The sequence below is a fragment of the Sporofaciens sp. St.21A7 genome (assembly GCF_059728535.1).
On sequence record NZ_BAAGFN010000001.1, the window covers coordinates 2,750,128 to 2,762,920 of the forward strand.

11 protein-coding genes are annotated in these 12,793 nt (G+C 51.3%); all 11 read right to left on the minus strand.

Features of this window, described 5'->3' with window-relative positions:
* Nucleotides 1-106 precede the first annotated feature (106 nt).
* Nucleotides 107-2,194: a polyribonucleotide nucleotidyltransferase gene (locus tag AC6I3O_RS13520; protein ID WP_497851342.1), complete on the minus strand. Its 2,088-nt coding sequence runs from the start codon at nucleotides 2,192-2,194 to the stop codon at nucleotides 107-109.
* 228 nt (nucleotides 2,195-2,422) lie between these two features.
* Nucleotides 2,423-2,689: a 30S ribosomal protein S15 gene (gene rpsO / locus AC6I3O_RS13525; protein WP_497851343.1), complete on the minus strand. Its 267-nt coding sequence runs from the start codon at nucleotides 2,687-2,689 to the stop codon at nucleotides 2,423-2,425.
* A 129-nt stretch (nucleotides 2,690-2,818) separates the two neighbouring features.
* On the minus strand, nucleotides 2,819-4,471 hold the full coding sequence (locus AC6I3O_RS13530; protein ID WP_497851344.1) for a Na/Pi cotransporter family protein: 1,653 nt from the start codon (nucleotides 4,469-4,471) through the stop codon (nucleotides 2,819-2,821).
* A gap of 12 nt (nucleotides 4,472-4,483) precedes the next feature.
* On the minus strand, nucleotides 4,484-5,410 hold the full coding sequence (ribF, locus tag AC6I3O_RS13535; protein WP_497851345.1) for a riboflavin biosynthesis protein RibF: 927 nt from the start codon (nucleotides 5,408-5,410) through the stop codon (nucleotides 4,484-4,486).
* A 12-nt stretch (nucleotides 5,411-5,422) separates the two neighbouring features.
* Nucleotides 5,423-6,352, minus strand: coding sequence for a tRNA pseudouridine(55) synthase TruB (gene truB, locus AC6I3O_RS13540; RefSeq protein WP_497851346.1), 930 nt, complete (start codon nucleotides 6,350-6,352; stop codon nucleotides 5,423-5,425).
* A 27-nt stretch (nucleotides 6,353-6,379) separates the two neighbouring features.
* Nucleotides 6,380-7,333, minus strand: a complete 954-nt coding sequence (locus AC6I3O_RS13545) for a DHH family phosphoesterase (protein WP_497851347.1) — start codon at nucleotides 7,331-7,333, stop codon at nucleotides 6,380-6,382.
* The gene (gene rbfA, locus AC6I3O_RS13550; RefSeq protein WP_497851348.1) at nucleotides 7,323-7,703 is read right to left on the minus strand and encodes a 30S ribosome-binding factor RbfA; all 381 of its coding nucleotides are present in this window, start codon (nucleotides 7,701-7,703) and stop codon (nucleotides 7,323-7,325) included. Before rbfA ends, AC6I3O_RS13545 begins: the two co-directional genes overlap by 11 nt.
* A 16-nt stretch (nucleotides 7,704-7,719) precedes the next feature.
* Nucleotides 7,720-10,800, minus strand: coding sequence for a translation initiation factor IF-2 (infB, locus tag AC6I3O_RS13555; RefSeq protein ID WP_497851349.1), 3,081 nt, complete (start codon nucleotides 10,798-10,800; stop codon nucleotides 7,720-7,722).
* Nucleotides 10,801-10,814: 14 nt separating this feature from the next.
* Nucleotides 10,815-11,138 (minus strand): L7Ae/L30e/S12e/Gadd45 family ribosomal protein, encoded by a 324-nt coding sequence (locus tag AC6I3O_RS13560; protein ID WP_497851350.1) that lies wholly within the window; start codon nucleotides 11,136-11,138, stop codon nucleotides 10,815-10,817.
* Entirely contained in the window at nucleotides 11,125-11,352 is a 228-nt protein-coding gene (rnpM, locus tag AC6I3O_RS13565; RefSeq protein WP_497853477.1) for an RNase P modulator RnpM, read from the minus strand. Before rnpM ends, AC6I3O_RS13560 begins: the two co-directional genes overlap by 14 nt.
* 59 nt (nucleotides 11,353-11,411) lie before the next feature.
* Entirely contained in the window at nucleotides 11,412-12,767 is a 1,356-nt protein-coding gene (nusA, locus tag AC6I3O_RS13570) for a transcription termination factor NusA (protein WP_497851351.1), read from the minus strand.
* Nucleotides 12,768-12,793: the final 26 nt, after the last annotated feature.

The window sequence follows — 12,793 nt, forward strand, 5'->3', positions numbered from 1 at the left end:
ATGTACAGGCATTGTATTTATGAATAAAATTCTGTTTAAATAAATCTCCTTCCTCCCCGTAAGCACTAACGCAAAAAAAATCCACCTATAAAAGGTGGATTTTTCTTTACTCCGCAACGTCCTTAATACTAAACGACATCCGTCCCATCTTATCCTTGCCCAGGCAGACAACCTTCACCTCGTCTCCCAGTGTCAGTACATCCTCTACCTGCCTTACTCTCTCCTTAGCAATCTTGGAAATGTGTACCATTCCTTCCTTGCCCGGTGCGAATTCAATAAATGCGCCAAACTCCTTAATGCTGACAACCTTTCCTTCCAGAACTTGTCCCGCCTCGAAATCGGTCACAATGATATAGATCAGCTTCTTAGCCTCTTCCATGCTCTTTGCGTCGGTTCCGCAGATAGACACAGAACCGTCGTCCGTAATATCAATCTTCACGCCGGTCTGCTCGATAATCGCATTGATGGTCTTACCCCGCTGTCCTACCACGTCGCCAATCTTCTGCGGGTCAATCTGCATCTGGATAATCTTCGGCGCGTACGGCCCTACCTCCGGCCTTGGCTGTTCAATGGTCTTCGCCATCACCTCGTCAAGGATGTAAGTCCTTGCCTTCTTCGTCGCCGCAATCGCTTCCTCAATAATCGGCCTTGTCAAACCATGAATCTTGATATCCATCTGAATCGCCGTGATTCCCTTATGAGTACCGGCTACCTTAAAGTCCATATCCCCGAAGAAATCCTCAAGCCCCTGAATATCCGTAAGCACCAGATAGTCGTCATCCGTCTCACCTGTCACCAAACCTGCCGAAATACCTGCAACGGCAGCCTTAATCGGTACGCCCGCCGTCATCAGCGACATGGAAGACGCGCAGATGCTTGCCTGCGATGTAGAACCATTGGACTCAAACGTCTCAGAAACTGTACGAATCGCATAGGGGAACTCCGTCTCGCTTGGCAGCACCGGAATCAACGCCCGCTCTGCCAGCGCGCCATGCCCAATCTCACGGCGTCCCGGTCCTCTGGAGGGTCTTGTCTCACCCACAGAATAAGACGGGAAATTATAATGGTGCATATAGCGCTTGGAAGTCTCTGCCTCATCCAGCCCATCTAATCTCTGGGCCTCCGCAAGGGGCGCCAAGGTGGTAATGGTACAGATCTGCGTCTGTCCACGGGTGAACATAGCAGAACCGTGAACCCGTGGAATCAAATCAATCTCTGCCGCCAGCGGGCGGATCTGGTCAATCGCCCTTCCGTCGGGACGCTTGTGGTCTTTCAGAATCATCTTGCGGACAGTCTTCTTCTGGTACTGGTATACTGCCTCGCCAAGCAGGGCAAGCCATTCCTCATTCTCGGCGAACGCTTCCGTAAGCTTCTCCGTAATCTGGCGGATATTCTCCTCCCGTACCTGCTTCTCGTCCGTAAATACCGCTTCTTCCATCGCCTCCGGCGGTACAATCTCCCGAATTGCCGCAAACAATTCCTCAGGAACCGCACAGCTCTCATATTCATGCTTCTTCTTGCCGCACTCTGCCACGATGGTATCGATAAATGCAATCACCTTCTGGTTCATCTCATGGGCGGCAAAAATCGCCTCAATCATCTTCTGCTCCGGAACTTCATTGGCCCCGGCCTCAATCATAATGACCTTCTCCTTAGTAGACGCCACCGTCAGCGCAAGGTCGGACACTTCTTTCTGTGCCGCCGTAGGGTTAAACACGAATTCTCCCTCGACTAAACCTACCTGCGTTGTGGATATGGGCCCGTCAAAGGGGATATCGGAAATGCTGGTGGCAATGGCTGCCCCTAACATCGCCGTAAGCTCCGGGGAACAGTCCTGATCTACAGACAGCACCAAGTTTTCAAGGGTCACGTCGTTCCGGTAATCCTTCGGGAACAGCGGACGCATGGGGCGGTCGATCACGCGGCAGGTAAGGATTGCATTCTCGGAAGCCTTGCCTTCCCTCTTATTGAATCCACCCGGAATCTTTCCTACAGAATACAGCCTCTCATTATATTCTACACTTAAAGGGAAGAAATCGATTCCTTCCCTTGGCTTCTCGGAAGCCGTCGCCGTACACAACACCGTGGTCTCTCCGTAATGCATCAAAACGGCTCCATTCGCCTGCTTCGCAACCCTGTCTACATCTACGCAGAGATTTCTCCCGGCTAACTCCAACTCAAATTTTTTGTACATACATTTTCTCCTTTTTTATTCTGCATTTCCTCCTGTGGGCGAAAGCTGCCGAAACTACTGAAAAACACATTTTCTTTCCGGATGAAAATATGCTTTTCAGTGGTCTCGGGCATAAAACTTCCATCCACTAATTAACTGCCGAAATACGGCTGATACAAGTACCAGCCATGTTCCGACAGTTTGTAATGAAGGACGCAGCAAAAACTTGACCTGCGCCCTTCCATATGCCTATTTTCTAAGACCTAATCTCTCGATCAGTGAACGGTATCTCTCGATATCCGTCTTTTTCAGATATGCAAGCAGTCCTCTTCTCTGTCCGACCATTTTAAGAAGACCTCTTCTTGAATGATGATCCTTAGGGTTGTTCTTGAAATGCTCGGTCAGGTCGTTGATTCTTGCTGTCAGAATCGCAATCTGTACCTCCGGTGAACCGGTATCTCCCTGTGACCTTCCATAGTCTGCTACAATCTGTTCTTTCCTCTCTTTGGAAATCATATTCTTATCCTCCTTCTGAATTCAATAAACGCCGGATATTAAGTAAGGGTTGGAGCTTCCATTTACCGAACATCGGCTCTCACACTTGTCAAGTATAGCACAGAGCATGCCCCATGTAAAGAATTATTTTTATTCGTCGTCGTCATCGTCCGCCCCGGAATCCGCAGGCTCCAGAATCGCAAATGCAATATTTGTCGCATGGTCTCCTACACGCTCCAGCCCCGAAACCGTATCCGAGAACATCATTCCCGCTTTCGGGGTACATTTATTCTTAGTCAGCCGTTTTACATGGGAATTCTGCAGCTTTTTCTCCAACTCATCAATCTCATCCTCAAGGCGCAGGATTTCCGCCATATGCTTATAGTTCCGGTTCTTGAACATCTCAAGCGCGTACTCTAGAATCTTGACGGCCTTCTCGTTCATCTCCTGAAGCTGTCGTTTCGCCTTGTCGCTGAAATCAATTCCCCACTCAAGCCTCGTCTTCGCAGAGTCCGCGAAATTCTCCGCATGGTCCCCGATGCGCTCAATGTCATTGACCACATGGAACAAACCGCCAATCAGCCGTTCGTCCGCAATGGGCAGCACAAGCTCGTTTGCCCGCACAAGATAATCGGTAATCCTGCTGTTCATGAAATCAATGTATTTCTCCCGCTGGTAAACTTCGTTAATCTTCTCTTCGTCCGGATTGCACAGCGCCTCCATGGCGACCCGCAAATTTTCTGTCGCCACCTGTCCCATATGCTCAATCTCAGCGATTCCATTTACCACTGCAGTCGTCGTAGACAGGATTTTTCCAGTCCCGATATGGGGCAGTTCGTACTCGTCTTCCGCCGTCACGTCCTCGCCCGGCACGATTTTGTAAGTCGCTTTTACAATCCATCCCATGAATGGGAACAGCATCGCCACTTCAAAGACCTTCATCAGCGTATGTACATTCGCTACCGACCTTGCAAGGTTGCCGCCGGAAATATAGAGCATCATGTCTGTAAACGGATCGATGGCAAGAAGCAGGATTAAAAACATCACGGCAGACCCAATCACGTTGAACAGAAGATGAATCAGCGCCGCCCGCTTTGCGTCCTTCTTGCCGCTTAGGCTCGCTACCAGAGCAGACACGCAGGAACCTATGTTGCAGCCAAGTATCATGAACGGACAGATTGCAAATTCCAGAAGGTTCTGGGATACCATCAAAAGGATGATTCCCACGGTCGCAGAGGAACTCTGCAGCACCGCCGTAATCGCAAACCCGGTCAGGATTGCCGCAAAGGGATTGGTCAGCGAAGCAAGGAAATCAATAATCTGCGGAGATTCCTTGACCGCCTCCATGCTGTCCCCCATGATGCTAAGCCCCATGAACAGGATTCCGAAACCTAAGATAACTTCGCCAATCTTTTTGATTCCCTGTCTTTTACAGAACATGACCATCACCACGCCGATAATGACAATCAACGGCGCAATGTCCGACAGGTTAAATGCAATGAGCTGCCCTGTAATCGTCGTACCGATATTCGCGCCTAAAATAACACCTGACGCCTGCATCAGGTTCATAAGCCCTGAATTCACAAAACTAACGACCATTACAGTTGTCGCGTTGGAAGATTGGATGATAGCGGTAAATACGATTCCCACTATCATACCGATAAACCGGTTCTTGGTAAAGAATTCCAGTATGCTGCGCATCTTTGCCCCGGCTGCTTTCTCGAGTCCCTCACTCATCATCTTCATCCCGTACAGGAAGAATCCAAGTCCTCCAAGCAGCATAAAAATTGTCGTGATCCTCATTCGTATTCTCCTTTACTCTACATTCGCAAAGAAATGTTTTCCGTACTCAATATCCCTGTCAATGCATGCTTTCAGCTCCGCAACGCTTCCGAATACACGCTCCGGCCTCCGAAATGCAAGGAGATCGATGGCCACTTCCTTCCCATAGGCATCCCCCTCGTAACCAAACAGAAAACTTTCTATCAATACCCTTTCCTCTTTACTCACTGTCGGTTTCACGCCTACATTCGAGATTCCGTGAAACCATTTCCCGTCTACCTGGATGTTGCTCAGGTAAACTCCCCTTGGCGGCACAAGCTTATCCTCCTGCCACGCCACGTTGAGTGTGGGGAAACCAAGCGTCCTCCCAAGTTTTTTCCCATGCTCCACCTGACCAGTGATTCCGTACGGATATCCCAGGAGCCGGTTGGCAAGCGCTAATTCTCCCCCGCTTAGTAGCTCCTTAATATAGGTACTGCTGATGACACGGTCCTCATACCGCTCTTTCTCTATCACGATCAGGCGGTATCCGTATGCCTCCTCAAACTGCCGGAGCATATGGATATCCCCCCGCTTTTCATAGCCAAACTGAAAGTCTGTCCCTACTACCACATATCGGGCATGGAATCTACGGCATACGATATCCCGGATAAATTCTTCCGCATGGATCTGGCTGAATGCAAGGGTAAACGGACATTCTACCAGAACGTCTGCCTTTCCCGTAAGCTGCCTCTGCCTTTCTTTCCCCGACATCAGTATCCGCGGCTTCTTCCCGATACGCTCCCACAAGGGCTTCATGTCAAATGCGCACACGATACTGGCAAGCCCTTTCTCTTTCCCTAGCTTTTGGACTTGCTCCACCAGCTTCTGATGCCCGGTGTGCAGCCCGTCAAATTTGCCGAAGGTCACTGCCGCCTCTTTCCTGCCCTCATAGTCAGACAGTCTGTTGATGTATTGCATATCTGTCCCTCTTTACTCTACATAATAGAACATCTTCACAATTCGATATTCTTTCTCCTGCCATCGGCAGACCGCAATGAACCGCCCCTTCTCGTCATAAATACGGATATAATCTGGATAACTGTCTATCTCCCGCTCCTTCCACCCTCTCGGATCAGGGGTCTCAAGGAACGCCTCCTTTGGCAGAGGATTCCCGTTCTTTGCCAGAGAATCCCATCTGCTGCCCACGGTCAGCCCGGCATATTCACGAAACATCTCATCCATCGGAATCAATGCTTCTGAGAGGCTTTTGTCTTTACATTTCCCCGCAATCTCATCGAGGGTAAGGCTGTCCTCCAACAAAAACCTTCCTACGCGGGTACGGGTCAGTTCTTCCATACAACCGCCGCATCCAAGCCGGTTTCCAATATCATGGCACAGGGTACGAATATAGGTGCCTTTCGAGCATTCCACCCTCATATACACCCTTGGGAGTGAAATTTTTAAGATTTCGATTTCTGAAATGTGGACATTCCTTGCCTTACGCTCCACTTCTTTTCCCTCACGGGCAAGCTCATAGAGCTTCCTGCCGTCCACCTTCAGGGCCGAATACATAGGCGGTATCTGGGCATAATCTCCCACAAACTCCTGAATGGCCTTTTGTACTTCATATTCGTCAAGACCTGCGGTATCTGCGGTTTCAAGGGTCTGCCCGCTGGTATCCTGAGTATCCGTCGTCCGTCCCAGCAGCATGACTGTCTCGTAAGTCTTATCTCTGTCCGTAATCATGTCGCAAAGCCTTGTTGCCCTCCCAAGGCACACCGGCAAAACTCCAACCGCATCTGGGTCCAGCGTCCCTGTATGGCCAATCTTCTTTTGCCTGGTAATCCCACGCAGTTTTGCCACCACGTCATGGGATGTATACCCCTTCTCCTTTTGCACATTCAGAATCCCATGTATCATATGTATCCTCCGCTTCCCACAGCTGACTCATTTTGTTCCAAGCATCTGCGCCTCAATCTGCCGCGATAAATTATTCAGCACGTCATAGTAAGTCCCTGCCATGGTAAGCCCGGCAGCCTTCTTATGGCCGCCGCCTCCGAAGTATTTTGCAACCTTGCTCACGTCAACCCTCTCCTTGGAGCGCAAGCTTACTTTGAAGACATTCGTCTCCAGCTCATACATAAAAATTGCCACCTCAACATCCTTCGTGACCCGAAGCTGGCTCACGATTCCGTCCAGATCCTTGACCCTCACTCCATAGAAATCCATGGTCTTCTTTGTCACATAAGACGCAATGCAGGTCTTATCCATGAACAGGATGCTCTCAAGCAGCGTACGACCCAAAATCTGGTTCTGGGCATAGGTCTTTTCATAATACGTATCCTGAATCAGCCTTGCGCCGTCCACGCCTTTTTCCAGAAGGTTTGCCGCCATCCGGAACGTAGACGGAGTAGCACAGGTATACTGAAACACGCCGGTATCATGCACAATGCCCAGATAAAGGGCTTCCGCCGTCTCCAGAGAAATCTTTTCCTCCTCCATGAGCTGATAGACCAGTTCACAGGTAGAACTGGCATCGGGCACGGTATAATCATCTTCTGCAAATCCTGTATTACTGACGTGGTGGTCAATACAATAAGTCCTCTTCGCCTGGTCAAACAGGGGCGCGGAGAATCCAAGACGCTCCTTGTCCCCACAGTCCAGACTGATGAACAGGTCATACACTTCATCCTTTGGAATCTCATGCCGGATGAATTCCGTAGCTTTCAGGAAGTAGAATTTATCCGGCATCTCTTCCAGATAAACGTCCACCTTCTTATCACTGTAGTTATCCCGGATATAATGGTACAATCCCATGCAGGAACCCACACAGTCCCCATCCGGACGGATATGGCCGCCGATCGCGATTGTCACGGCATCGTTCAGAATCTTATTCAGCATCTGCTTCCCCTTCCGTTGAAATATTTCTGGTTACTTCGTCAATTTTCTTAGACATATTTACACCGTACTCAATAGACTGGTCCAGTATAAAACAGATTTCCGGCGTATTCCTTAAATTCAGCGTACGGGCAAGCTCATGCCGAATGAACCCTTCCGCATTTTTGAGGCCCGCAATGGTGTCCTCCTGCTCTTTCTTGCCGCCAAGCACACTGATATACGCCTTGCAGGTCTTGAGATCCGGAGCCACCTCTGCCGCGACCACGGAAGTCCATGGCGCGACGCGGGGATCCTTCATATTCCTGATAATGTCACTGAGCTCCCTCTGGACCTCAGTGTTGACCCTGGTATTCTTGATGCTTCTTTTTTTCATTTTCTTACACCCTAACCTATCTCGGGATTTCTACCATCTTGAATGCTTCCACAAGGTCGCCTTCTTTGATATCGTTAAAGTTGGCGAACACAAACCCACACTCATATCCCGCTCTTACTTCTTTCACATCGTCCTTAAACCGCCTGAGGGATGCAAGAGGCCCTTCAAAGATGACGATACCGTCCCTTGTCAGGCGCACAGAACAATCTCTCTCGAACGTACCATCCTGAACATAAGAACCGGCAATCGTACCGACTCCTGACGCCTTGAAGGTCTGGCGCACCTCGGCATGGCCAAGCACCTTCTCCTCGAAAATCGGGTCTAACATGCCCTTCATGGCTGCCTCCACATCCTCGATGGCATTGTAGATGACACGGTACAGTCGAATATCCACGCCTTCCCTGTCTGCCGTCTCCTTTGCCGTCGCATCCGGACGCACGTTGAAACCGATAATAATCGCATTGGATGCAGACGCAAGGCTTACATCGGATTCGTTGATGGCACCAACGCCCCCATGGATGATTTTCACCACGACCTCTTCGTTGGTCAGTTTCAGAAGACTCTGCTTCATAGCTTCCACGGAACCCTGTACATCCGCCTTCACGACGATTCCCAACTCTTTTAAGTTACCTTCCTGGATCTGGCTGAACAGGTCATCCAGAGACAGTTTTGACTTCGTATCTTCAATCAGCTTCGCTTTGCTCTGTGAAATAAATGTCTCCGCAAAGCTTCTCGCTTCTTTATCATTCTCACAAGCGACGAACACTTCTCCAGCATTCGGCACATCATTCAGGCCCAGGATTTCCACCGGCATAGATGGGCCTGCCTCCTTCACGCGCCTTCCCTTGTCGTCCATCATTGCTCTAACCTTACCGTGTGCCGAGCCTGCTGCAACAGAATCGCCCACGCGAAGGATACCCTTCTGCACCAGGACAGTGGCCACCGAACCTCTTCCCTTGTCAAGCTGTGCCTCTAGCACAAGTCCTCTCGCGCGGCGGTTAGAATTTGCTTTCAGCTCCAGGACTTCCGCAGTGAGGACGATCATTTCCATCAATTCCTCAAGCCCCTGCCCGGTCTTGGCAGATACCGGCACAAATACCGTGCTTCCGCCCCAGTCCTCTGGAATCAGTTCATATTCGGTCAATTCTTGCTTCACGCGTTCAATATTCGCGCTGGGCTTATCGATCTTATTCACCGCAACCACAATCTCCACACCGGCCGCCTTGGCATGGTTGATTGCCTCTACGGTCTGAGGCATTACACCGTCGTCCGCCGCAACCACCAGAATCGCAATATCCGTGGAACTCGCCCCTCGCATACGCATTGCCGTGAACGCCTCGTGTCCCGGGGTATCCAGGAAGGTAATCTTCTCCCCGTTCACATCTACCACATAGGCGCCGATATGCTGGGTAATGCCGCCTGCCTCTTTGTCAATGACATTGGTGTGCCGGATGGCATCCAGCAGGGAAGTCTTACCATGGTCTACGTGTCCCATGACACAGACTACCGGCGGGCGTTTCTCCATGGTGCTTTCATCCTCTTCATCCTCCTTGAGAAGTTCCTCGATGACGTCCACGACCTCCTCCTTCTCACAGAGAACGTCGAATTCCAGCGCGATTCCTTCCGCAGTCTCGTAGTCGATCTCCTGGTTCACCGTCACGATCTTGCCTTGCATGAACAGCTTCTTGACAATAACAGAAGGCACAATCTTCATCTTATCCGACAGCTCCTTGATTGTCAGGACTTCCGGAATCACGATAGACTTAATCTCTTCCTCCACCTTCTGCTCCCGCTGCTGCGGTTTCTGGAACTGCTGCTTCTGGTCGTTCTTCTTCTTGCCCTTAATGTTCCTGTCTTCTTCCTCCTCGCGGCGGTAATCCTTCTTCTTATGGTCTTCCTTGCCTTTTCCCTTGCTGCGCTGCGGCTTCTGCCCTTCTACGGCTGGTGACGGAATGCTGGAGCTGCCGCCTCTCTTATCACCGCCGCGGCGATCGCCCCTCTCTCCGGGCCTGCGTCCCTGCCCGCGGTCGCGATCTCTGTCACGGTCGCCTCCCTGAAAACGTCCGTCCCTATCACGATCGCCTCCCTGAAAGCGTCCATCTCTATCACGGTCGCCTCCTTGAAAGCGTCCATCCCTATCACGATCGCCTCCCTGGAAGCGCCCGTCACGGTTCCGGTCCCCTCCTTGAAAACGTCCATCCCTATCACGATCGCCTCCCTGGAAGCGTCCGTCACGGTTCCGGTCCCCTCCCTGGAAGCGTCCATCTCTATCACGGTCACGCCCATGTTCACGGTTCCGGTCGCGGTTTCGGTCTCCTCCCTGGAAACGATTCTCTCTATCGCGGTCACGTCCTTCCTGCGGACGGTCCCCGCGCTGGGGACGCTGACCTCTGGAGTCTCCGCGTCTATCCTGTCCGCGCTCCGGACGCTCGAAACGATCCGGACGGTCTGGGCGGTCGGAACGTCTCTGCGCCGGCCTTCTGTCTGAGGATGCAGGACGGTCCCCGTTTCTGTCAACAGACCTTTCTGCGGTACGCTCCGCCGCCGGTACGCTCTGCGCCTTCTCTATCGAAACAGTGGGACGCTTTGCTGCCTCCCCCGTCTCCGTTGCCGTCACTGTCACAGGTGATACAGGACGCTTTACCGGTTCCGCCGGCTTAGGAGCCGCAGACGGGCTTGCAGGACGTTTCACTGGCTGTGCCTTCTCCGCCGCTGCCACAGGATTTGCCGGACGTATCGGTGCTGCCTTGGAAGGACGGCCGTTGTTCACCTGCATCGGTTTTCCCGATGCCTGGGCTGTACGCCCATTCCCCGGCTGCGCCGGCCTTCCCCCCGGACGCTTTCCCTGTCTGGCGCCATTCTGGGTATTCTGAGGACGGAAGACGTGTACGATGCTCTTCTTCTTAGGCGCATCCCGCTCAGGCTTTGCAGCCTGTTCGCCCTTCGCCATTCCCTTTCTTACCACATTGGCATCGTTCTCCTCTAGCGCGCTCATATGATTCTTCACTTCTATATTCTTTCCGCTAAGGAACTCGAGTACCTCCTTACTCTGGACACCCAGCTCCTTCGCCAACTCGTATACTTTGATTTTCGCCATATTTACTACCTCCTCTATGCAACTGTGTTATCTTCTGCATCCATACTCTCTCTGATTCCCTTTGCAAACCCCTGATCTAATATTGCAAGAGATGCCCGGAACTGTTTCCCCATTGCATGCCCCAAGGTATCTTTGTCTTTATAAAAACAGATCGGCACGTGATAAAAATCACACATATTCCTAAACTTCTTCTTTGTATTATCAGACGCGTCATCGGCTATAATGACCAGCGCGGCGCCCCCTGACTTCACTTCCCGCTCCGTACAGAACTCCCCGCTTGCCGTCTTTCCGGCTTTTGTGGCCAGACCAATGAGCGACAAAACCTTACTCCGTCCCAAGTGATCCCATCTCCTTTTCCAATGCCTCGTATACTTCCGGAGGAATCGCCTGCTTGAACGAACGCTCCAGCCCCTTGTTTTTAACCGCCTTCTTGAAACATTCGGCGGATGGGCAGATATAAGCGCCCCTTCCGTTCTTCTTGCCTGTGGCGTCCAGCAAAAACTCCCCCTCCTTCGTCCGGATCACCCGGATCATCTCTTTCTTTCCCTTCATCTCCTGACAGCCTACGCATCTGCGGACAGGGACTTTTTTATTTGCACTCAATTAATCACCTAATCCTCTACTTCCTGAAATATAATCTCGTCTTCCTCTTCATAACCGTCCTGTGCAAACTCTTCTGCACCATCTGCGTCCTGGCCGCCGTCCTCATCCCCATCCTGCGGGTACTCCTGCGCGCCGCCTTTGAAGCCGTCTTCCGGATAAGCTTCGCCGTACCCCGCATCTTCAACATCCTCCGGATACGCCTCGTCATACCCGGTCTCTTCTCCGTCCTCTGGGTACGCTTCCTCATATCCTTCCTCATAAGCCTCCTCGTACTCCTCCTCGTATACGCCCTCGCTCAATTCCAGATAATTCTCCGGCAGGTCGCCGGACTCGATTGCCTGCGTCTCACTCTTAATATCAATCTTATATCCGGTCAGCCTTGCGGCAAGCCTTGCATTCTGCCCTTCCTTGCCGATTGCAAGGGACAGCTGGTAATCCGGGACGATAACGCCCGCCGTCTTGTCGTCCGGGTCTGCCATTACGGAAATGACCTTCGCCGGGCTTAACGCATTCTCAATCAGGATTGCCGGATTATCGCTCCAGTTAATGATATCGATCTTCTCGCCCCTCAGTTCATTTACGATGGTATTGACACGGCTTCCGTTCATGCCGACACACGCGCCCACAGGGTCTACGTCCGGGTCATTGGACCACACCGCGATCTTCGTCCGGCTTCCCGCCTCCCTAGCAATGCTCTTGATTTCTACCACGCCGTCTTTTACCTCGGTCACTTCCGCCTCAAACAGGCGCTTCACAAGTTCTGGGTGTGTACGGGAGACTAAGATCTTAGGCCCCTTCGTGGTATTCTTGACTTCCACCACGTACAATTTGACGCGCTCGGTGGGCTTGAACGTCTCACCCTTCACCTGTTCGTTTTCGGTCAGCATAGCGTCCGCCTTCCCAAGATTGATGCTGACGTTCCTTCCAATATAACGCTGGACGATTCCGGTGACGATATCCTTCTCCTTCTCGAAATATTGGTCATAGACTACCTTACGCTCTTCTTCGCGGATTTTCTGAAGGATCAGGTTCTTGGCATTCTGAGTCGCAATTCGCCCAAAGGACTTAGACTCAATCGGAATCTGGACAATATCCCCCAGTTCATACTTGCCGTCGATATTCCTTGCATCTTCAAGGCTGATTTCCTCTAACTTATCCTCAACGTCTTCCACCACGGTCTTCTCTGCGAACAGCCTGTAATCGCAGGTCGTCCTGTCCATGATCACCCTGATATTGTCGGCTTTCCCAAAATGGTTCTTACAGGCATTCAGCAAAGAATTCTCAATGGCATCCAACAACGTCTCTTTGCTGATCTCCTTCTCCTTCTCTAATATATTCAACGCTTCTAACAATTCCGTATTCATCGTATTATCCTCCTATCTAAAATCAA